A 21,735-nucleotide genomic window follows, 5' to 3' on the forward strand; every position below is an offset into this window, starting at 1 on the left:
GAAAATTCCGGCGCGAGGAGCCGCGATGTATTGCCCCACAGGCTGCTGGACGCGGTAGAGTAGCCCCCGCGAGTGAGATCATGCCCGCCGCCGCACGCATCCTCGACCCCCACGTCTGCCCGATCACCGGCCCAGTGCCCCACGTGGGTGGCGTGATCCAGGCGCCCGGCGTCCCCACCGTGTTGATCGGGCATCTGGCGGCCGCGACCGAAGGGGGCGCCTGCGTGTGTGCGCTCGGTCTTCCCAACTCGATCGTCACCGGGTCCACGACCGTGGTGATCGGCAGCAAGGCCGCCGCGCGCGTGGGTGACCTGACCGCCCACGGGGGCAAGGTGGTCGCCGGCTGTTCGACGGTGTTGATCGGCGGGTGAGCGGGCCGAGACCTCTCGCTCAGCCGCCGAGCCGCCGCGCGAGCTGGTCCTCGTACAGCGAGCTCGGCTCCAGCGTCGCGCCCTCGTCCTCGCCCTCGACCCAATCGACTGGCTCGGTATACAGCGATCCCAGCAGCGTCGCCTCGGCCAATTCTCGATATACAGCCAACCCCACCGTGCCAATCACGTAACCCCAACCATACTGAAAGCTACGAATCTGACCGCGCCCGCGCAGGTTCCAAAACACGTTTTGCGTCGCGCTGTGCCCCGCGCCGCTGCTGTACCCGAGACGATTCGCCCCTTGCCAGCCGTCGTCGACCTCGCTGTCGTCGACGAGGTTCGCCATGGCCAGGGAGTGGTGATACTCGCTCAGCCCCAGCGTACTGATGGTCTCGTTGGCGCTGGTGTAGGCGACGCCGCCCGCCGAGTGAGTCCGCACCCATACGCACCCGCTGGTCCCAAAGTCCCAGTTCTGAATGAAGTTGTGGCGGCCCGCGAGCGCCTCGCAGTCTCGGGTCAGGACCTCGCTGCTGCGCGAGATCTCGAACAGATAGCCGTTGCCGCCGCCGCCGCGGTTCTGCGGTCGGGCCATGCTCGAGTCTGCGACGGTGACCCGCTTGGCGTCGCGGATCAGGATCCCACCCGAGCTCAGGTGCCGCTCTCGATCATCGCTCGAATGTGGCGACTCGAAGCTACGCACCCGCCGGACCCAGCCATCGGCGACGCCGATCAGCGCGAGCGCGTGACTGCGGTTGTTCTGCCAGGCCGCGTCCCAGTCACCCACCGTCGACAGCGAGAGATCCTCGACCCCGACCTCGCGCAGGTAGCCGGTCTCGACCCGCAAGCTGGCCTGGTCGCGGATCAGCGCGGGATAGCGAAGCGGTACGTCCAGGGTCACGCGGCAGCCCTCACCGCCGCACTCGATCGCCACGACCTCGCGCCGAAAGAACGCCTTCCACTGGCCGTTGAAGCTCATCCAGGTGCCGGTCATCTGGTGGTCTTCCACGAACGTGTCGGTGATTACCCAGCCCACCGCGACGTCGTCGCCCACGCTCAAGTTTTCCGCGGCGGCGACCCAGACCTCGGAGGCGAGCGCCTGACCGTCTTGTGTCAACGCGAGCTCGTCTCCGTTCGTGACCGCGCCGCGGACCGTCAGGTGATCGACGTCGGTGATGCCTTGATCGCGCGTGAACCACACAAAGGTCTGGTCGGGTCCGGCCCCGCGAATCACCACGCCGCTGGTGGTCAGCGTGAGCAGCCCGTCGCAGCGATACGAACCCGCAGGCACAGACACGACGCCGCCGCCGGCCTGGCTGACGCTGTCGATCGTGGCCTGGATCGCCGCGGTGCTGTCGGCGGCGCCGGTTGGATCGGCGCCATCCTCGAGCACCGAGCGCTCGACGCCCGCAATCGCGTCGGGGATCGGAGCCTCGCCGTTGTGGTAGCCGGCCCATGAAAAGTCATGGAGGAACCGGCCGGCGTCGTCGCCAAACCCGGGGGTCCAGTCGTCGGGGTACAGCGAGCTGCGCCAGGTGTCGGGGCCGTCGGTGTCGGTCTCGGTGCCGGTCTCGGTCTCGGTCTCGGTCTCGGTCTCCGTACCGGTCTCGGTCTCGGAGCTGGTCCCCGACTCGGTCCCCGTGCTCGAGCCGGACTCGGTGGTGGTCGTCGCCGTCTCGTCGCCGGCCGCCTCGGTCCCGGGCGAGCTCGCCTGGCAGCCGAGCGCGAGCAGTGTGACCGAAGTGATGGCGAGCCGTCGCATGGCCGGAGTCTACCCGCGGACGGCCGTAGGTCGTCGGTCTGTGCTCGCTCGCGCTCGGCTGCGGCCCCAGGGAGGTCGGCGGTGACGAGGGAAAGTGGGAGCTGCACGGCGAGCTCGCGGTGCCCGGCTGCCTGGCGCTGGAGATGCACCTGCCGTAGCGGACCGCGGGTGAGCCTGTTTCCGCGCGAAAACACCGGCAAAATGAGCGTTTCAGCTGCGTAATCTCGAGGCGCGGTTGGAGGGACCGTCGTCGTCCTGAAATTTGGATGCGAGCCGACTTGGCTCCTATCGTGGGCGAGCTGGAGATATCACCGTCGTGCCCGGCTCCCAGGACAAACAAGAGCCGCTGATGCTCACTGACCGTCCGTGGTCGGAGCTGGAGACGTTGCCCGTCGACGTGAGGTTGAGCGGGGCCTACCGCTCAATGCCCTCGGCCCGCGACCTGGTGGTCAGCCCCGAGCGCCCGCTGACGCTCGCGCCGCGGCGGGTGATCCTTCCCAGCCCGCTCACGCACCAGAGCCTCCCAGGCGCGGATCCCAAGCTCATCAACTGCGGGTTTCTCGAGCCGAACGCGCCCCCGGTCAACAAACTCCGTCAAGCACCAGCGACCGCGGGTGACAAGAAAAAGATCTCGGTCGGCAAGAGTTCATTTGACAACGATCGAGACAGCTATTTTGTGCCGACTCGAAAGATCCGGGCTGGCCATCGCACGATCCAGCTTCACGCGCTGGTGCTCGGCTGGAACCACGCTGCGCTGATGCTCGACACGCCCGATGGCTACGTCGTCCACCGCATCTATTGCTACGCCACGGAGGGCGAGGGGCACAAGGCCTTCGGGCTGGTGGACGAGCTCGTGAAGTTGCCGAGCGCGGGCGATCCGATCGTCGACGACACGCGCGGCACGTGGCGGGTCGTCAAGCCGCCTGCGCTGGTGCTCGAGCGACTGGTCACTTACGGCGTCAGCTCCTGCTCGTTCGCTGCGCTGTATAGCGTGCCGAAGCCAGACATCATCGCTGTCTCGCACATGTCGGGCAAACCGCCGATTCCGGTGGGCCTGATGATGGAGCCGTTCCTCGACGAAGAGGACAAGCTGCAGCTCGTGGTCTCCCACCTTCCGCAGTCCAACGAGCTGATGAAGTTCGATCAGGACGTGATCTTCAGCGAGGAATTGCAGTGCAATACGCTGTTGATGTCTCGCGGCAAGGTCCCCACGCGCGACCAAGGCACGCGGCTGTTTCCGCAGATGGGGCACGCCGATGTGGGTATCTGTTTCCCAGACAAGGGCCTGCCTCGCATCGAAGGTACGCTGGGCGTCGGCGGTGACTACGACTACTGGACCCTGTTGCCGCTGGAGATCAGCAAGCGACTTCGCGCGGCGGTGTTCCCGGCCGGGCTCACCAAGAACGTGCTGTTCTCGGTCGGCGACGCGATCGCCAAGCGACCGACCAGCGGGATCCCGCGCCCAGAGCTGATCGACTTGTTCGCCGAGCAGGGACACACGTTGCCCAGGCTCTGCACGGTGTCAGTGACGAGGGCGAATCAGGCGTGGAGCATCGCGGCCGGCCGTCGCACCTACGAGGTCGTGTTGACCAACGGATCTCTGGTGTTCTCATGCGCCAGCGAGCCGTTTGACCTGGGCGCAGATGTCGTGCAGCCGCTTCTCGATGGGGCCTTTGGATTTCAGCGGATTCACAAAGAGATGTTCAAAGAGCTCAGCACGCAGCTCGCGCGGCTGACAGTGACCTACAAGTCCAAGGGCTACTTCGAGTCCAAGTCGACGATGGACGATTATCTCGATGCGGTGATCAGCGATTATCGATATACGAAGAACGAACAGCGCGCGTTCGCGCGGCTCGTGGGTGGACTGATGGTGTTCACCGCCCGCGAGCACCCGCTCGCGAAGGACGCCGCTCGAGTGATGAAGAAGAACCGATACAATATCTCGATCGAGCTGAAGAAGATCGATCGGCTCTGACAACTCTCGACGTTCGCCCGCACCTCGGCCCGGCTCGACCAGTTCACTGCGGCTAGCGGCTCGAACGGTCGACGGCTCGATGCGTCGGGGGTAGAGTGTCGAGCCCATCCATGACCGACGCAGTCGAGACGCCCGGCACCCACAGCTTGTCGCCGGCCAAGCAAGAGCTGCTTCGTCGCCTACGCGCCAGCGCAGGGCCGCGCCGTCTCGCGGACGACCCGATCGCCGTGATCGGCCTCGCGCTGCGGGTGCCTGGGGCCCCCGATCAAGCCGGTTACTGGCAGCTGCTCGCCAACTCGGTCGACGCGATCGAGCAGGTGCCCGCGTCGCGCTGGTCGATCGGCGACTACCACCACCCGGATCCAAACCGGCGCGGCTCGATCGCCTCGCGCTACGGCGGGTTCCTGGATCAGATCGATCAGTTCGACGCGGAATTGTTCGGCATCAGCCCCCGCGAGGCGGCGACCCTGGATCCGCAGCATCGGCTGCTGCTCGAGCAGAGCTGGGTGGCGATCGAAGACGCCGGCCTGCGCCGCGACCTGCTCGAGGGCAGCGCGACCGGGGTGTTCCTGGCCAGCTACCAGCGCGACTACGCCAAGCTCGCGACCCGCGACCGGTTTGCGATCGACGCGTACACGGCCTCGGGCACCCACCACAGCATGGCCGCCGGGCGCCTGGCGTACCTGTTGGATCTGCGCGGTCCAGCGCTGGTGGTCGACACCGCCTGCTCGTCTTCCCTGGTCGCGCTGCACCTGGGGTGCCGCAGCTTGCTCAGCGGCGAGTCGTCGCGCGCGTTGGTTGGCGCCTCGAACTTGATGCTCGCGCCAGAAGAGTCGATCGCGCTGTCGCGCTGGGGGATGCTCGCCAGCGACGGGCGGTGCAAGCCGTTCGACGCCCGCGCCGACGGGTTCGTGCGCGGCGAGGGGGTCGTCGTGTTGGTGCTCGCGCGGCTGGCCGACGCGGTCGCGCAGGGCCACCGCGTCCGCGCGCTGATCCTCGGCACCGCCGTCAATCAAGATGGCCACAGCAACGGCCTGACAGCGCCCAACGCAGCGGCCCAGCGCGCGTTGATCCGCGCGGCGCTGCGCGACGCGGAGCTCGAGCCGGGGCAGATCGGCTATGTCGAGGCGCACGGGACCGGCACGGCCCTCGGGGATCCGATCGAGATGCAGGCGATCGTGTCGGAGTACGGGGCGGCGAGCCGGTCGGCGCCCGTGTGCGCGGTTGGATCGGTCAAGAGCAACATTGGTCACCTCGAGGCCGCCGCTGGTCTGGCGGGGGTGGCCAAGGCGATCGCGTGCCTCGAGCACCGCCAGATCCCCGCGAGCTTGCACCTCGAGACGCTCAACCCGGCGATGGATTTGGACGGTGCGCGAGTCGAGATCGCGAGTCGACACCGCGAGTGGGACAGCGACGGGCCACGCCACGCGGCGGTCAGCTCGTTTGGCATGGGTGGCACGAACGCCCACGTAATTTTGGCCGAAGCGCCCGCACCAGCCGAACTGGCCCCGCGCGAGCGAAGCGGCTTCGTGCTGCCGCTGTCTGCTCACAACGGCCCGGCTCTGCGCGCGCTGATCCACGCGACCGGCGAAGCCCTGGCGCGGGCCCCCGATCTCCACGAGTACTGCGCGAGCGCGGCCCGAGCTCGCACGCATCATCCTCAGCATCGCGTGGCGGTCGCGGGCGTGAGCGCGACCGCGCTGCGTGTGGCCCTTGCCGAGCGGGTGGAGACGCTGCCTGCAACCACTCAGGCGATCCGGCGCGGGGTCGTGTTCGTGTGTCCGGGTCAGGGCGGTCAGTGGCTGGGCATGGGTCGGTGCTTGCTCGAGCGCGAGCCGGCCTTCGCGGCGCAGCTCGAGCTGTGCGATGCGGTGATTCGCCCGCTCGCGGGGTGGTCGGTGATCGACACACTTCGCGCCCCGGGGCTGGATCTCGAGCGCGTCGAGGTGGTCCAGCCGATGTTGTTCGCGCTGAGCCTCGGCCTCGCCGCCGTGTGGCGTGGATTTGGGGTCCAACCCGACGCGGTGATCGGCCACAGCATGGGCGAGGTCGCGGCCGCGCACCTCGCTGGGCGGCTGAGCCTCGAGGATGCCGCCCGCGTGATCGTCCGTCGCAGCGCCCTCATGCGCGCGCTGCCAGCCGTGGGCGCCATGGTTGCGATCGATCTCCCCGCGGTCGAGCTGGCCAGGCGGATCGAGTTGGCGGGCCCAGGATCCCAGTCGCTCGCGGCCGACAACGCCCCGAGCGCGGCGGTCTTGTCGGGGCCGCTCGCGGCGGTCGACGCGATGGTCGCCGAGCTCGAGGCGGGCGGCGTTCGCTGTCGACGGATCGCGGTGGGCGTCGCCTCGCACAGCCCCGCGGTCGACGGCTCGAGCGAGCAGCTGCTGGGCGCGCTCGCGGGCGTCGGCGCGAGCCCACCAGCTGGCGCAGGCGTGGCGCTCTACTCCACCCTCGAGGGCCGCCTGCTCGGTCCCGACACGCCCATGGACGCCGAGTACTGGCGCCGCAACCTGCGTGAGCCCGTCCGGTTCTGGCCAGCGGTCCAGGCCGCGGTGGCCGACGAACACCACACCTTCATCGAGCTCGGCCCGCACCCGGTGTTGCTGCCAGCCGTGCGCGAGGGCCTCGACGCGCTCGGCGTGCGGGGGCTGCTGGTCGGCTCGGGTCGGCGCGACTGCGACGAGCAGGTCGAGCTGAACAGCGGGCTCGCGGCGCTCTACGAAGCCGGCGCGACGCTCGATTGGGATCGCGTCTACGCAGGCGCCCGCACCCACGCCGCGCTGCCCTCGTACCCGTTTCAGCGCCGCAGCCACTGGCTGCCGCAGCCGCGGACATCCGTGAGTGCGGGCGCGCACCCGCTGCTCGGTGAGCCGATCGAGCTGGCCCGCGGCTCGCAACCTGCGGCGCCGAGCCGCGTGTTCACCAGCCGCGTGACCCTGGACCACGCCCCGTTCTTGCGTGACCACCTCGTAGAAGGCAGCTGCGTGCTGCCGGGCATGGGCAGCGTCGACCTGGTGCTCAGCGCCCTGGCCCAGCAAGGTCGCTCGATCCACGAGCTGCGCGACGTCGAGTTCGAGCGGCCGATCGTGTTTGGCGAAGGCGAGCCGCTCGTGCTGCAGCTGCGCCTCGACGCCGAGCGCTCAACCACGCTCGAGTTCGAGATCTGGGCCCGCACGGAGGCCGAGCGCGAGTGGACACGTCGGGTTCATGGCTGGGCGGTCGAGCTGCGCGAGCGTGGGCCTGCGGTCGAGCTCGAGTCGCTGCGAGCTCGCTGTCGACCGAGCATGACCGGGCCGGGGTTCTACGCGTGGCTCAACCAAACAGGCAACATCTGGGGTCCCTCGTTCGCGGGCGTCGCCGCGGTCGCCCGCGACGGTGACGATCTGCTGGTCGATCTCGAGATCCCCAGGCCGATCGCCGACGAGCTCTCGCGCCACTGCTTTCATCCCGCGCTGCTCGACGCCTGCGGGCAGGCGCTGCTGCGTGGGGCCGATCGAGATCGCGGCTCCTTCGTGCTGGCCAAGATCGATCGGATCGCGCTGTACGGCCCGGCCGAGCAGGTTCACGCCAGCTGGATCCACGTGGACAACCAACAGCGTCGCGGCAGCCTGCGTGGCGACGTGGTCGTCGTCGACACGGACGGGGCCCCGATCGTCGAGATCGAAGGCCTGCGGATCCAGTACCTGCACGAGCAGCAGTCGAGCTGGTACCACGCGCTCGCGTGGCGTCCGGCGGTCAAGACGGAGCCCACCTACGCGGGGCGTCGGTTCGCGTTGGTGGGGGCGGCCGCGGACTTGCGGCGCGAGCTGAGTCAGTGTTTGACCGCGCGAGGCGTCGAGCAGGTCGACCTCCCCGACGCGACCGACATCGTCCATTTTGCACCGAGCCCAGATCGAGGTGCCTCCAGCTCAGATCGCTCCGCCGAGGCCACGCTCGAGGGCGCCACGCGTGCGTGTGAGGGCGCGCTGCTCAGCCAGGGATCGCTGCGGCCCGATCAGCGCCTGTGGCTGGTGACGCAGGCTGCCGCGCCGAGCTTGGCAGGCCTCGTCGATCCCATGATCTCCGCCGTCTGGGGCCTCGGCAGGGTCATGCAGATCGAGGGCGGCCTCCGGTTCGCGCGCTCGGTCGACTTGGATCACGCCGCGGGTCTCGTCGACATGGCCGCGCTGCTCGCCGACGAGCTCGGGGCCGACGATCGAGAGACCGAGGTCGCCTACCGGGCGGGTCAGCGCCTGGTCGCCCGCCTCGAGCAGCGCCCGCCTGCGTCGGCGAGCGGTCGTGTCAGCCCGCTGAACCGGCTCGATCCCGGCGGGTCCTACGTGATCACGGGTGGGCTCGGCGGACTCGGGCTGCGCATGGCTGGCCACCTGCTCGAGCACGGCGCGCGTCGCCTGATCCTGCTGGGCCGCACGGGCCTGCCACCGCGCGCGCGGTGGCACGAGCTCGCGGCGGGCACCCGCGCACACGCCCAGGTCGCGGCCGTGCGCGCGCTCGAGGCCCGCGGCGCCGAGGTCCACGTGGTCGCCCTGAACGTCGCCGACGAGCCAAGCCTGCGCGCCTGGGCCGAGCAGTGGACCCGCGAGCAGCGTCCGGCGATCCGCGGCCTCGTCCACGCCGCGGGGGTTCAGCTGCCGGGGGCGCTCGCCGAGCTGAGCGCGGATCAGCTGCGCGACTCGTTGCAGGCCAAGCTCGCGGGCGCCTGCGCGCTGGCGCGGGTGTTTCACGATCCACTCGAGTTCTTCCTGCTGTTCTCGTCGGCCGCGACCTTGCTGCCCTCACCCTTGCTCGGCGCGTACACGGCCGCCAACGCGTTCCTCGACGGGTTTGCGACGCTGGCTCGCGCAGCCGGTCGCCCGGTCACCGCGGTGTCGTGGGGTCTGCTCGGGGCCGGTGACATGGCCAGCCAGCACCTCGCCCAGCGCGGCCAGCTCGACGGCTTCGAGGACATGGATCCCGCTGCGGCCTACGCCGCGCTCGAGCGCCCGCTCGCGGCCGAGCTCGGGCACGTGGGGGTGATGGCGATCGACTGGCCCGCGTGGCTGGCTCGCCACGCCGCGCTCGCGCAGCTGCCCTACTTCGAGTCGCTCACGCGCGCGGGTGAAGCCAAGTCGAGCCCGCTCGCTGGGGCCTCCGACTCGCTCGTCGCCCTGCGCTCGGCCGACGCCGCAGCGCGCCGCGAGCTGCTCGGTGTGTACCTGCGCGAGCAACTTGGCCGGGTCCTGCAGATCCCCCGCGCGGCGCTCGACTCGATCGATCCCGACGCCGCGCTGACTCGCCTGGGCATCGACTCACTGATGGCGCTCGAGCTGCGCAACCGGGTCGAGGCCGAGACTGGCGCCGCGCCGGCCGTCGTCGAGCTGCTGCGGGGGATCTCGCTGGCCCGGCTCATCGAGCTCGTCGACGCCCAGCTCGACGCCCGCGCGGCCCAGCCGAGCGAGTGCGACTGGGAAGAGCTGACGATCTGAGCCTTCGCTGCCGTGCCTCCAGCCCCGCTGCGCTGTACGCTGCCGTGTGCACTGGCTGCTGCGACTGTTCACGCGGGAGCGCGACCCCCAGCCGCGCCGCGTCGACGAGCTGCTCGAGATCGGAGACCGCGTGGAGCTCGTTGGTCGGGTCGAGTCGCTGGGGGAGCTGCACAGTCCGCTCGACCACGAGCCCGCGGTGGTGATCCGCTATCGAGGCCGACCCACCGCCCGCATCGATCGACAGACCCCGTTCGCCGACATGGGGACCGGCATCGAGGCTCACCAGGCTCTGGCGTTCGTGCTCCGCGACTCGAGCGGGACGGCGCTGATCGAGCTCGACGCTGGGGTCGACGTCGGTGAGATCCACCAGCGGCTGCTCGGCACCTACGGGGCCGCGCTCGAGCTGGACGTCGAGCTGGTGCGGCCGGGCGATCGCGTGCGCGTGCAGGGCCGGGTCCGCGAGCGGACCGATGGCGGCTCGCCCCACCGTCGGGAGGCGTGGGCGGCCGTCGTCGTTGCCGAGAGCGTCGCGCTGGCCGAGTGAGCGCCCGCGGTCGCTGGCCCGGACCCCCGACACCCAGAATTTGTTATGCAGCGGTCCGTGGGCCGCACGATTCCATCGGAGCAGGTGTTTGGGTTCGGCGTGCACGCCTCGCCCGCGTTCGTTCGTCGACGTGAGGTGCTGCGCGAGACCGTGGCCGCGCTGCTCGAGGCCGAGCCGCCCGATCAGTTTCATCGCCTCGCCCAGGCCAACCTCGCGCGCTGGCGGGCCGCGGCGTCGCCTGCGAGTGGGCCGATCGTGGAGGTGATCCCCGGCGACTGGGGCGAGGTCACCCACGCGCTCACGAAGGCCCACGGCCACACCTTCGCGGTCTTGAACATGGCCAACGCCTATGTGCCGGGCGGGGGCTACGTCGAGGGCTCACCCGCGCAAGAAGAGAACATGTTTCGCCGCACGGACTGCCACCTGGCCGTCGTCGCCGCCGACATGGACCCGGTGACCGAGCGCTACCGGCCGCGGATGACCGCGCTGCTCAACGCCGAGCACGGCCGCGTGCTGCTGGACACCCAGCGCCCGCGGGTGTGCCTGCGAGCCGGGGAGGACCGTGAGCGCGGCGATCTTGGCTACGCGTGGCTGCCCGAGGACGAGGTGTTCCCGTTCTTCGAGCTGCGCGCGGCCGCGATGGATCTGCGGGATGGTCGTCGCTTCGATCCCGAGCTCGCCAGCGAGAAGATCCGCGCGCAGCTCGATACCCTGATCGAGGCCGGGGTTCGCCACGCGGTGCTCAGCGCGTTTGGCTGCGGCGCGTTCGCCAACCCGGCGGACCAGGTCGCGCGGCTGTACGCGGAGGCCCTGCGCGCGCGCCCAGACGCGTTTGATCGGGTGGCGTTTGCGATCTTCCACCCTGGCTACGGGCCCGACAACTTTACGCCGTTCGAGCGGGTGTTCGCGGGCGGATGAGCTACTCGTCGCTACAGATGAACGGCGCCTGCTCAATACAATTGCGCTCGGACCAGACCCCGTCATTGATGAAGATACAGTCGAACCACCCCAGCTGGTGGGACGGCTCGCCGCTGGCCCAGGCCGTGAACGTGGGCGCGCTGCCGTCGAGCCAGCGGTACTCTGCTTCCACGTCGCGATCGTTGAGCCCAAACGCCCAGTAGCTCGAATGCACGCTCTGCGCGGCGTCGGCGACCTTGGCCATCTGGGTGGCGCTGTCGAAGCGCGCCAGCACGTGGCCCTGGGCGACGCAGAAATCCCGGGCCGCGAGCCATGTGATCGAATTGTAGCAAAGGTAAAAATTACGCCCTTCGCTCTCGACCATCGGGCACTCGCAGGCGGGGACGTCATCGGCATACCCGCTGCAATTATTGTCGATCCCGTCGCACAGCTCTTCGGCGTCGGGGTTGATCGCGGCGTCGTCTTCGTCACAGTCCTGAAAGCAGGGGCCGTAGCCGTCGCCGTCGCGGTCGGGCTCCTTGCCGTCGACCAGGCAGTCTAGCTGGGGCGCGAGCTCGGCCGCGCGGGCGGTGATGAAGTCCAGCGAGCGCTTGCGGCCCGACTCCACGCTCTTGGCCGAGTACGGCCGGCGCGGATCAGCGTGCATGGCCTCGTCGGTCAGCGCGATCGCCCGCTCGACCTCGGCCCTGATGTCGACCGTCTGAAACTGCGCCAACGCCAGCTGCGAGGCCTGCAGGTAGTCGACCAGGCACTGCGAGTCACGCAGGCACTTGTACCCGAGGTAGCCGTTGTGCTCGAACGGGGTGACCTTGCGAACCAGCGCCTGGTCCAGGCTCCACGGCTGGTAGCTCCACTGATCCAGCGTGGGCTCGTGATACACGAAGAAATTATGGCCACCGATGTGGCCGTCGAAGTGGCCAAGAATCGTCTCGCCCGCCATGAACGCGAGGAAGCGGGGCAGATCGACGCCGCCCGCGTCGGCATAAAACACCTCGTTCGTGTCGAGCAGGGCCAGCTGCGAGAACGCGAGGAGATCGTCCCGGCTGAGATCCTCACCCTCGTCTTGGTCCCAGCTGTCGAGCGGCTCGTCGAGGTCGGCGTTCTTGTCGGACTCGTACAGGTTGCCGCTTGGATCCGCGTAGACCCGCTCGAGGAACTCGTCGTCGTAGGGCTCGATGTCGAGGTACAGCCCGTAGAGCTCGCCGTTGACCCACACTTGTGCGTAGCCGACCCGCGGGGCTGGCACGCCGATCGCCCGGAACACCCGATACCCGATCCACTCACGCAGCATCGAGCTGTCGACGACCATGTTGTTGAGCGTGAGGCCCTCGAGCTGTAAGAACCTGCCACCCGGGATGTACTTGTTGAACTTGATCTTGAACGCTGGCTTGTCGTCGATCGGCCGAAACGAGTGGTTGCCCTTGAGCCGGATCCCCACGTTGTCGTAGACGACCCCGTCGTACTCGAAGCTGCCGGGCACCCACGCCTTGGGCTCGGCCTCGAGCGCTGCCCAGGAGTCCGGATCCAAGGTGAGGTCGAACCGGGGCAGGCGATCGATCGAGAACAGCTCGTCGGAGTTGGTCGCCGGGCCGTTGTCGAATTGGGGGGGCGGGTCGCCGCACCCGAGCACCCCGCACAGCGCCGCCGTCACGGCCCAGGCGCGGCGGATCTCAGTGGCGGGCGAGGAGGGGAGGGGCATGGGGCGAGAACATGATACGAGATCAACGTGCGCTCGACTCTACCAGGGCCCTCGCTGTTCGCGCTGTTGCTCGTGGCGAGCGGCTGTGGGGCGCCAGCGGGCGAAACGGGAGAGGACGAGGGCGAGCTGAAGGCGTGCGAGCCGATCGCCACGCCCGTGATCGGCGGCGCGGGAGCGCAGCAGCTCGAGCGGGTCGCGAGTCGTGATCAGATCCCGGGCCTCGCCGATCAGCCGACCGCGCGCGGGCAAGTGCTGGGGGTGTTGGTCGCGTTTGATGGACGACTGCACCTCGGCTACGGCGACTACAGCGACAACACCGGGCCGATCGCGATGCACGCCTGGGATCCGCGGGTGGGGGACTTCGTGGATCTCGGCGTCGCGCCGACCGAGGAGGTGCAGCGGCTGTTCGCGGCGCACGGCGCTCTGTACAGCCCAGCCACGGATCCCGACGGACACCAGGAGTCGGGCGGGGTGTATCGGCTGGACTGCGGCGCGACGGCGTGGTCGGTGCAGACGCCGATCCCGGGTGGGGTTCATGTGTACGACGTGGCCGCGCAGGGCGACACGCTGTACGCGTGCACCGGCTCGCTCAACGGGCAGCCCGCGTTGTTGATGGCCTCCGAAGATCGCGGGGCGAGCTGGGCCGAGGTGCTGCGGCGCGAGTCTGCGGCGGATCGGTTCTCGCGGTTCTACTACCTGGGCGCGACCCCGGAGTTGCTGTTTGTGAGCGGACGCGATCTACCTGACCCGGGGCAGGCGTTCGCGTGGATCCGCCGGGGTGAGGCAGCGTTCGAGCAGCTCGACGAGCCGCCGAGCGGGTCGCTGGTGCCGATTACGCTGGGGGACGAGCTGGTGATCGGTGCATTCGCGGGCACGCCGGGGCGCAGTGAGTATGACGCGAGCTATCGGGTGGTCGGGCAGGGGCTGGTAGAGGATCAACCGTGGCCGGTTCACGCTGACGGCGTGACGGAGGTGATCACCTGGGCGCGGCAGGAGAGCGACGGCGACCGGGGCGAGGCGCTGCTGGTGCTGATGGAGCGGGCCGATGGGAGCGTGAGCGTGCACCGCAGTGAAGACCTCGGCGCGGGGGCGCAGGGGTGGGAGCAGGTCGCTAGCATGGCTGTCGAGGGGGAGACGTTCGTGTCGATGGCGTTGCTGTTCAATGATCTCTACTTGGGTACGCGCAGCGGGTCGCTGTATGTGTTGCGTGAATTCGAGGCGCCAGCGGGCTGAGCGACGCTTGCCGCTCGCCGCAACGTCGGGTGCTATCTTCCCAGCCAATGCCAGAGCCAACGCTCGAGCGAGGCGACATCACCACCTTCGACGTCGACGCGATCGTCAACGCCGCCAATCCAATGATGCTTGGCGGCGGTGGGGTCGACGGCGCGATCCATGCCGCCGCGGGCCCCCGGCTGCTCGAGGCTTGCCGTCAGAGCCCGGCCGTCGGCGGGATCCGCTGCCCCTTCGGTGAGGCCCGCATCACGCCGGGCTTCGACCTCCCGGCCCGCTGGGTCATCCACGCCGTCGGACCGATCTGGGGACGCACGCCCGAGCCCGAGCTCGTGCTGACCTCGGCCTATGAAAACAGCCTCGCGCTCGCGTCCACTCACGGGTTGGCCAGCGTCGCGTTCCCGGCCATCTCGACCGGCGCGTATGGGTTCCCGCTCGACGCCGCCGCGAGGATCGCCGTCGAGGTCACCCGGCGCCGCTGGGGTAGCGTTGACGACATTCGCTTCGTGCTCGCACGCGCCGACGTGTTCGAGGCGTTCGAGCGCGCGCTGCAGCGCTGACTTCGCCGCATTGGATTTCGCGGTGCCAGACGGCGCCGTCGGCTCCAAATAATCCCGCGAGCAGAATTCGCATGATGATTGGGCGCCCTGGGCGATTGCGCCAGCCCTCCGCCGGTCCTACGAACTCGCAGTGCGACTCTCCACCGCGAGCCCAAATTGGCACGCGCAGACTCCCGGCGAGGCGCTAGAAATCCTTGGCGTGGACCCTGAGCGCGGGCTTACGGACGCCGAGGCCGATCAGCGCCGTCGCGAGCACGGCCCCAACCAGCTCGAGCAGGTGGGGGCGCGCCCGTGGCCGCAAATCCTGCTTGCTCAGCTGCGCAGCATTGTCGTGGTGCTGCTCGGCGCGGCCATGATTCTCGCGTTTGCGACCGGCCGGATTCCGGAGGGCGCGGCGGTGCTGGCGGTGCTCGTGATCAACACGACGATCGGCTTCGTGACCGAGCTTCGGGCGGCCCGCTCGATGGCCGCATTGCGCAAGCTTGGCGAGCACTGCACCCGGGCCCGGCGCGACGGACGCGAGCGAGAGATCGTCGCAACCGAGCTGGTGCCAGGAGACATCGTATTACTCGCGGCCGGCGATCTGGTCCCGGCGGATCTTCGCTTGCTCGCGGGCGAGCACCTGCGGGTCAACGAGGCCGCGCTCACCGGTGAGTCGGTGCCCGTGGACAAGCTGCCGGATCCCGTTGAGGAGCACGCGCTGCTGCCCGAGCGGACCGACATGCTGCACAAGGGCACCAGCGTGGTCGACGGCGACGCGCTCGGGGTGGTGGTGGCGACCGGTGGCCGCACGGAGCTCGGGCGGATCGCTGCGCTCGCGGGTCAGGCCGAGTCGGGCCTCGCGCCGATGCAGCGCGGCCTCGACCAGCTCGGGCATCGACTCGCGTGGGTGACCCTGGCTGTCGCGCTGTTCATCGCGTGGCACGGCTTTTGGGTGAAGCAGCGCGATCCCACCCTGGTGATCGAGACCGCCCTGGCCCTGGGGATCGCGGCGATTCCCGAAGGACTGCCGATCGTCGCTACAATCGCGCTGGCCCGCGGAATGTACAGGTTGGCCCAGCGCAACGCCCTGGTGAATCGACTGACGGCCGTCGAGACCCTGGGTGCCACGCGTGTGATCTTTACCGACAAGACCGGGACATTGACCGAGAATCGGATGCGCCTGCGATCGGTCGTGACGCCCGCGGGCAAGTACACGATCGACCTGGATCCGCAGGGCCCCAGCGAGACCTGGGCGCGGCTCGACACCGGCACGCTGCGGGCGATGGAGGTCGCGGTGTTCTGCAATGGGGCGTCTCTCGATCAGGGCGCCGATGAGGACAACCCGCGCGGCGATCCAACCGAGATCGCGCTGTTGGCTGCCGGCCGCCGCCTGGGGCTCGAGCGCAGCACCGTGCTCGCGCAGATGCCCGAGCTCCGGGTCGAGCCGTTCGAGCCGCGCCTGCAGAAGATGGCCACGTTTCACGCGATTGAAGGCAAGGTCTACGTCGCCGTCAAGGGCGCGCCAGCGGCCGTTCTGGACGTCTGTGCCCACATCGTGACCGAGACCGGCGAGGGCGCGACACCGCTGACCGACGGCCAGCGCAGCGAGTGGCGCGAGCAGGCCGCCGCGCTCGCCAGCGAGGGTCTTCGGGTCCTCGCGCTCGCCGACAAGCAGGTCGAGTCAGCGGACGCGCCGCCCTATCGAGACCTGCGCTTTGTCGGCCTGGTTGGGCTGCTCGACCCACCCCGCGCGGGGGTCAAGACCGCGATCGACAAGTGCCAGGCCGCCGGAATTCGGGTTGCGATGGTCACGGGTGATCAGCCCGAGACAGCCAAGGCGATCGCCGCCGCGGTCGGGATTGTGGGGGATCCGAGTGACCCTGCCGCCGTCGTCATGCACGGCCGAGATCTCAAGCCTCCCGAGCGGCTCGACGCGGCCGGGCGCGACCGTATCCACGAAGCCAACATCTATGCGCGGGTCAGCCCCGAGCAAAAACTCAACCTCGTGCGGATCTATCAGGGCCAACACGAGATCGTCGCCATGACCGGCGATGGCATCAATGACGCGCCAGCCCTGAAACAAGCTGACATTGGCGTGGCCATGGGCCGGCGCGGGACCGAGGCCGCCAGGCAGGTCGCCGACATGGTCCTGCGCGATGACGCGTTCGAGACCATCGTGGTCGCCGTCGAGCAGGGCAGGGTGATCTTCGCCAACATTCGCAGGGCGGTGATCTTCATGCTCTGCACCAACGTGGCCGAGGTCATCGCCGTGACCACCGCGACATTGGCCGGTTGGACGCTGCCCTTGCTGCCGTTACAGCTGCTGTATCTCAACGTGCTCACCGACGTGTTCCCGGCGCTCGCGCTCGGGGTTGGACCGGGCAGCGGCGAGGAGATGCATGAGCCGCCTCGAGATCCACGAGAGTTTGTGCTGACCCGCCGCCACTGGCTCGAGATCGTAGGATTCGCCGCCGTCATGGGGGCTTGCGTCTTGGTGAGCTTGCAGCTGGCACAAGGTTGGTTGGGGCTCGACCGGCCCGGCGCGGTGACGATCTCCTTTTTGACCCTGTTGCTCTGCCAGCTGTGGTTTCCGCTGAGCCTGCGTGACCCCAAATCGGGGTTCGTGCGCAATGAGATCACCCGCAATCCCTGGATATGGGGTGCGGTGGCGGTGTGCGTGCTCTTGATGTTCGCGGCCGTGTATCTGCCGGGTCTCTCGGATCTGCTCGATACCCGGCCGCCGTCGGCTCGTGGTTGGGCGCTGGCTGTGGGCATGGGTATGGTGCCGATGCTGGTTGGCCAGGTCTACCTGGCCGGTCGACGCGCCCATGCCCGCAAGCGGTCGCGCGCTTGATCAGGCCGGGTCACGCCGTCGCAGCACAAACAGCCGCGCGGCCGTGGTCACCGCTGGCCCCGGCAGTGTGCTGCCCTCGTCGGTCTCGAGCGTGAACGCGGCCCCGAGTAGATCCTCGATCATGCCCCGATCCCACGGTGTGGTCCCGCGACTGCGGCCCTCGGACAGCGCGTGGGTCTTGACCAGCAGCGCACCGCCGGGCGCGGTCAGTCGCGCGACCGCCTTCGCGTAGGGCTGCAGCTGCTCGGGGCTGAGCAGGTGCAGGCAGCCGCGATCTATCAGTAGATCGAATGTGCCATATAGCCGAGTGTCGGCGATGTCATCGCGCAGCCACACGATCCCCGTGTCTCCCGTGCTGTCTCCCGCTCGATCGCGGGCGCGAAGCAGCGCGGTGTCGGCGATGTCTGTCGCGACCACCCGACACCCAAGCCGGGCAGCCGCGATCGCGGCGACCCCCAGACCCGTGCCGATGTCGAGCACGCTGGTGCCGGGCGAGGCCGCGCGCTCGAGCACCGCCAGCATGTCGGCGTCCAGGGCATCGCGGTGCCAGCCCAGCTCGTGATCTTGGTGAGTCCGAAACAGTCGGTCCCACTCGTCGGCGTCGCGCGGGGTCGCTGGCTGGCCGTCGGCCCGACGCGCTCGCTCGATCCGAAGCGCAGTCTCGAGCAGCGCGACCACGACCGCGTGGGGCGGCGTCGGTCCGAGCGTTGCCAGCCTCGTGTCGGGGGCGTGGGCAAGCTCGGTGCCGCTGCCCGGATGCACCACGTGCATGCCGTCGGCCGCGAGCTGTTGCAGGTTTCGCGCGACGGCGGGCTCGCTGTACATGTCGGCGTTCATCGACGGCACCAGCACGACCGGCGCCCGCGTACACAGGGCGATCGCCGACACCAGGGTCGAGTGATAGCCGGTCGCCAGGCGCGAGATCGTGGTTGCCGTGGCCGGCCACACCAGCACCGCGTCGGCCCACTGCGCCAGGTTGATGTGCGGGACCGGCAGGCCGGAGTCCTCGGGCCACAGGCTGCTGAGCACGGGGAAGTGGACCAGGGCCTCGAGCGCCTCGGGCTGGACGAAGCGCAGGGCAGCCTCGGTCGCGACCACGCGAACCTCGAAGCCGCGCTCGAGCAATCGCTGGATCAGCCCCGGCGCGAGCGAGCACGCGATCGCTCCGGACAGGCACAGCACCAGCCGGGTCCGAGGTCGGCTTGGCGCGGGGGCGGGTTGCTCGGACGTGGGCACCAGCACCTTGGCCGCCACGAGCACGGCCAGGAGTTGATCGATGACGCCGAGCTCTTGCTCCTCGATCGGCCCGCCCGTCAGCAGTTCGAGCCGAGTGACGATCTGGGCGCGCGTACACGGGGTGAGGCAGCACTGCAGCACCGCGCGCGCGAGCTCGGCCGAGAGGCCTGACAGCTCGCGGACCTCGCCGTCGGGCGCGAGGATCACCATGGTGTCGCGGACGTCGTAGATCTGCACGACGGGTGCGCGGCGGAGCCTCGTGGGTGAGCTGTCGTGGTTGGTCATCGTCGATCTGCGGGGGACTGACTGGCGCTCCGACCGGAGCGCGGCGGCGCTATCACGTGAACGGTTCGTGGCACGACTCGCCGCCGCCGGTCTCGCCAGTGTCCGTCTCGTCCAGGCCCTCGGACCACTCGCAGCGCTCGAGCGCCTCGCAGTCGGCTTGGTCGGGGATCTCATGGCAAGTGTTGTGGCACGTGCCCGTCGCCTCATTCCAACCGCAGCCGTCCTTGCACTTGGCCTCGGTCTCGATGTCCACGCAGTACTCCTCGAAATTCTTGCACGAGCTCGCGCTGATGAAGGTCGTGATCGCCAGCGTCGCCGGCAGCAGGAGTCGCTTGGTCGCGCGCGTGTCCACGCCCGGAGCATACCGGTCCGGTCGCGCCGAGCGCCACGCCGATCGACGGAGGGGCTTGCATTGGCGCCGCGACGGCTCACCATTGGCGCCATGCGTTGGGACCCCAGCCACCGCAGCTCGGACCTCATCGACCGTCGCTCCCAGGGCGGCGGTGGCGGTGGCGGGCTGTTGTTCACGCTGCTCATGCTCGTGGTCCGCAGTCGCTGGGGGTGGGCCGGGGTGATCGTGGTCTTGCTCGGGTACGGCGCGCTGCAGTTGGTCGGAGGTGTGGCCCAGCGGGCGGCCGACGTGGATGGTCGGGGCCAGGCCGGGACCGACGAGCAGGCGGCTTTCGTGGGGTTCGTGCTCGACCACGCGCAGGACAGCTGGGCGCGCAAGCTGCCGGGCTACCGCCGGGCCGAGCTCGTGTTGTTTCGCAGCTCGACGCGGACTGCGTGTGGGTACGGCGACGCCGCGACCGGGCCGTTTTATTGCCCGGCGGATCAGCGGGTCTACATTGATCTGTCGTTCTATGATGAGCTCGAGCGCAGGCTCGGCGCCGGTGGGGACTTTGCTCAGGCCTATGTGATCGCTCATGAGATCGGGCACCACGTGCAGAACCTCGACGGGACCAGCGATCAAGTTCACCGCGCCGCGCGGTCACGGCAGCGGGGCGAGAGCGGGCTCTCGGTCCGGCTCGAGCTGCAGGCGGACTGCTACGCGGGCGTGTGGGCGCACGACGCCGAGCAAAATGGGCTGCTCGAGGTCGGGGATATTGGTGAGGCGCTGACGGCCGCGGCGGCGATCGGGGATGATCGGCTGCAGCGCATGGGGAGCGGGACGGTGTCGCCCGAGACGTTCACGCATGGGACGTCGGCGCAGCGGGTGGCGTGGTTCAGGCGTGGGTTTGAGCGCGGAGATCCCCGCGTGTGTGACAGCTTCTCGGGGGCGATCTGATGCTGGGCTGGGGGTGTCGTTGGTGAGCAGGCGCAGGGGGCAGCGCTCCGACCTCGGGCGGTCCGAGCAGTCGAGGTGATCGACGGGTGGTGGCGGCCTGGTGCGCAGGCGACATCGTAATATTGATCGTATTGGTGATCCCTCTAATAGCCGGATGTGGCGGGGCTGATGCTCATGTCTCCCCCCTGTTTCATGCATGAAGCGAGGAGATGTCCGCGCGATGCTCGCCGCCAAAGGCCCCCGTCTTCGGACGTCAATCCTGAGGGGTGACAGCGCGCCTGCTTGACAACAATCGCCACGCGCGTCAGTACGCGGTGATGGACCTCGAGCTCACCGACCGACTCGTGCTCATCACCGGCTCGTCCGCGGGAATTGGCCGCGCGATCGCAGCGGCGTTTGTCGCAGAGGGCGCCCGGGTGATCCTCAACGCGCGCACCAGCGAGACCCTCGAGGCGGTCCACCAGGAATTGGGCGCCGACCGAACATACGTGGTGGCGGGGGACGTGTCCGACGGCGAGTCGGCGCAGGCGCTCGCGGCCGCCGTCGATCGGATCGGCCCGCTCGACATCCTCGTCAACAACGTCGGGATCTTCGGCGTCAAGCCCTTCGTGGAGATCACCGACGAGGAGTGGCTGCACTCCTTCAACGTGAACGTGGTCGGAAACGTGCGGCTGATCCGACACTTCCTGCCTGGCATGCTCGAGCGCAACTTTGGCCGCATCGTCAACATCTCCAGCGAGTGTGGCGTGCGTGGCTTCGGGGCGATGGCTCACTACGCCACGACCAAGGCTGCCCAGCTCGGTTTGACGCAGAGTGTCGCGGCGCTGACCAAGGGCCACGACGTGACGGTGAACAGCGTGCTCCCAGGGCCGACCTGGACCGAGGGCGTCGACGAGTACATGAACGGCGTCGCCGAACAACAAGGGATCTCGCCAGAGCAGGCCGCGAAGGACTACTTCGTCCAAACCGAGCCGGACTCGTTGCTGCAGCGGTTCATCGCGCCGGAAGAGGTCGCCCAGGCGGTGGTGACCGCGGTCGCCAATCCTGCGATCAACGGGGCATCGATCCGTGTCGAGGGCGGCCTGATCCGCTCGCTCTGAGCTCACGGACTAGCGCGCAGTTGGAGCTGCCGTCAGCTCGATGATCTCGCCGGCGGGGGTGCGCTCGAACACGGCGAACGCGTCCGCGCCGCTCAAGAGTGCGCGAGGCAAACGAAGCTCGTCCCTCCGATGGTTCGCCCGATAGCGGCGGTGCGTGTGCCCACAAACCACCAAACGAGGCTGCAACAAGTCGACCAGTATCCGCGCCGGCTCATTGCCGACGCGCTCATAGTGAAGACTCCGGCGCTGCTGCTCGAACTCCTGTTCGTCCTCGGGAGCGATGGTCCCGGCGGGCCAGTGCTGCACCGGCCGTGAGGGTCGATCCGTGCCTCGGGCTGACGGCGGTTTCGCCACGAGACCAGCCCGCGCGGCCTGCTTCGCCTGTCGATCCGTACGCCGAGCATCGGCGGCGCGACGTTCACGCTGCCTCGACCCGCATGGGGTCATTTCCCCACACGGCAGGGCCGCA

At 69.0% G+C, this 21,735-nt stretch carries 15 protein-coding genes; 10 read left to right on the forward strand and 5 right to left on the reverse strand.

Annotated elements, in window-relative coordinates; all coding sequences use genetic code 11:
• Window positions 1-80: 80 nt before the first annotated feature.
• On the forward strand, window positions 81-371 hold the full coding sequence (locus ENSA7_RS05350; protein WP_106088111.1) for a PAAR domain-containing protein: 291 nt from the start codon (window positions 81-83) through the stop codon (window positions 369-371).
• Window positions 372-390: 19 nt separating this feature from the next.
• Here ENSA7_RS05350 and ENSA7_RS05355 read toward each other — a convergent pair whose 3' ends face one another.
• Window positions 391-2,130 (reverse strand): glycosyl hydrolase family 28-related protein, encoded by a 1,740-nt coding sequence (locus ENSA7_RS05355; protein ID WP_106088112.1) that lies wholly within the window; start codon window positions 2,128-2,130, stop codon window positions 391-393.
• A 316-nt stretch (window positions 2,131-2,446) separates the two neighbouring features.
• Between ENSA7_RS05355 and ENSA7_RS05360 the strand changes: the two genes are divergently transcribed.
• The 4 genes from ENSA7_RS05360 (at window position 2,447) to ENSA7_RS05375 (ending at window position 11,032) form a co-directional block, all read left to right on the forward strand.
• Window positions 2,447-4,105, forward strand: a complete 1,659-nt coding sequence (locus ENSA7_RS05360; RefSeq protein ID WP_106088113.1) for a hypothetical protein — start codon at window positions 2,447-2,449, stop codon at window positions 4,103-4,105.
• Between the two features lie 110 nt (window positions 4,106-4,215).
• Entirely contained in the window at window positions 4,216-9,570 is a 5,355-nt protein-coding gene (locus ENSA7_RS05365; protein WP_106088114.1) for a type I polyketide synthase, read from the forward strand.
• Between the two features lie 46 nt (window positions 9,571-9,616).
• Window positions 9,617-10,114, forward strand: a complete 498-nt coding sequence (locus ENSA7_RS05370; protein WP_106088115.1) for a hypothetical protein — start codon at window positions 9,617-9,619, stop codon at window positions 10,112-10,114.
• A 57-nt stretch (window positions 10,115-10,171) separates the two neighbouring features.
• Window positions 10,172-11,032, forward strand: coding sequence for a poly(ADP-ribose) glycohydrolase domain-containing protein (locus ENSA7_RS05375; RefSeq protein ID WP_181233205.1), 861 nt, complete (start codon window positions 10,172-10,174; stop codon window positions 11,030-11,032).
• A gap of 1 nt (window position 11,033) precedes the next feature.
• Here the strand turns inward: ENSA7_RS05375 and ENSA7_RS05380 are convergent, their stop codons facing one another.
• On the reverse strand, window positions 11,034-12,731 hold the full coding sequence (locus ENSA7_RS05380; RefSeq protein ID WP_106088117.1) for a CotH kinase family protein: 1,698 nt from the start codon (window positions 12,729-12,731) through the stop codon (window positions 11,034-11,036).
• Window positions 12,732-12,758: 27 nt separating this feature from the next.
• On the opposite strand from ENSA7_RS05380, the gene ENSA7_RS05385 reads away from it, so the two are divergent.
• The 3 genes from ENSA7_RS05385 (at window position 12,759) to ENSA7_RS05395 (ending at window position 17,357) form a co-directional block, all read left to right on the forward strand.
• Complete coding sequence (locus tag ENSA7_RS05385) at window positions 12,759-13,964, forward strand: beta propeller repeat protein (protein WP_146157361.1); 1,206 nt, start codon at window positions 12,759-12,761, stop codon at window positions 13,962-13,964.
• Between the two features lie 47 nt (window positions 13,965-14,011).
• Entirely contained in the window at window positions 14,012-14,521 is a 510-nt protein-coding gene (locus ENSA7_RS05390) for an O-acetyl-ADP-ribose deacetylase (RefSeq protein ID WP_106088119.1), read from the forward strand.
• A gap of 130 nt (window positions 14,522-14,651) precedes the next feature.
• Window positions 14,652-17,357: a cation-translocating P-type ATPase gene (locus ENSA7_RS05395; protein WP_106088120.1), complete on the forward strand. Its 2,706-nt coding sequence runs from the start codon at window positions 14,652-14,654 to the stop codon at window positions 17,355-17,357.
• Here the strand turns inward: ENSA7_RS05395 and ENSA7_RS45290 are convergent, their stop codons facing one another.
• Window positions 17,358-18,878 (reverse strand): flavoprotein, encoded by a 1,521-nt coding sequence (locus ENSA7_RS45290; RefSeq protein WP_181233207.1) that lies wholly within the window; start codon window positions 18,876-18,878, stop codon window positions 17,358-17,360.
• Window positions 18,879-18,930: 52 nt separating this feature from the next.
• Window positions 18,931-19,230, reverse strand: a complete 300-nt coding sequence (locus ENSA7_RS43230) for a hypothetical protein (RefSeq protein ID WP_106088122.1) — start codon at window positions 19,228-19,230, stop codon at window positions 18,931-18,933.
• Window positions 19,231-19,320: 90 nt separating this feature from the next.
• Here ENSA7_RS43230 and ypfJ point away from each other — a divergent pair, with 90 nt between their 5' ends.
• Both ypfJ and ENSA7_RS05420 read left to right on the forward strand, forming a co-directional pair.
• Window positions 19,321-20,166 carry a KPN_02809 family neutral zinc metallopeptidase gene (gene ypfJ, locus ENSA7_RS05415; RefSeq protein WP_106088285.1) on the forward strand — a complete coding sequence of 282 codons (846 nt, stop codon included), beginning with the start codon at window positions 19,321-19,323 and terminating at the stop codon, window positions 20,164-20,166.
• A gap of 317 nt (window positions 20,167-20,483) precedes the next feature.
• Window positions 20,484-21,266 carry an SDR family NAD(P)-dependent oxidoreductase gene (locus ENSA7_RS05420; RefSeq protein WP_106088286.1) on the forward strand — a complete coding sequence of 261 codons (783 nt, stop codon included), beginning with the start codon at window positions 20,484-20,486 and terminating at the stop codon, window positions 21,264-21,266.
• A gap of 9 nt (window positions 21,267-21,275) precedes the next feature.
• Here ENSA7_RS05420 and ENSA7_RS05425 read toward each other — a convergent pair whose 3' ends face one another.
• Window positions 21,276-21,572 carry a metallophosphoesterase family protein gene (locus ENSA7_RS05425; protein WP_106088123.1) on the reverse strand — a complete coding sequence of 99 codons (297 nt, stop codon included), beginning with the start codon at window positions 21,570-21,572 and terminating at the stop codon, window positions 21,276-21,278.
• Between the last annotated feature and the right edge of the window lie 163 nt (window positions 21,573-21,735).

This window comes from Enhygromyxa salina, from assembly GCF_002994635.1.
Lineage (GTDB): Bacteria > Myxococcota_A > Polyangia > Nannocystales > Nannocystaceae > Plesiocystis > Plesiocystis salina_B.

Coding starts and splice junctions, on each gene's coding strand:
- ENSA7_RS05380 (WP_106088117.1), bottom strand. CDS start 12,731: ATGCCCCTCCCCTCCTCGCCCGCCACTGAGATCCGCCGCGCCTGGGCC.
- ENSA7_RS45290 (WP_181233207.1), bottom strand. CDS start 18,878: ATGACCAACCACGACAGCTCACCCACGAGGCTCCGCCGCGCACCCGTC.
- ypfJ (WP_106088285.1), top strand. CDS start 19,321: ATGCGTTGGGACCCCAGCCACCGCAGCTCGGACCTCATCGACCGTCGC.
- ENSA7_RS05350 (WP_106088111.1), top strand. CDS start 81: ATGCCCGCCGCCGCACGCATCCTCGACCCCCACGTCTGCCCGATCACC.
- ENSA7_RS05390 (WP_106088119.1), top strand. CDS start 14,012: ATGCCAGAGCCAACGCTCGAGCGAGGCGACATCACCACCTTCGACGTC.
- ENSA7_RS05355 (WP_106088112.1), bottom strand. CDS start 2,130: ATGCGACGGCTCGCCATCACTTCGGTCACACTGCTCGCGCTCGGCTGC.
- ENSA7_RS05420 (WP_106088286.1), top strand. CDS start 20,484: ATGGACCTCGAGCTCACCGACCGACTCGTGCTCATCACCGGCTCGTCC.
- ENSA7_RS05365 (WP_106088114.1), top strand. CDS start 4,216: ATGACCGACGCAGTCGAGACGCCCGGCACCCACAGCTTGTCGCCGGCC.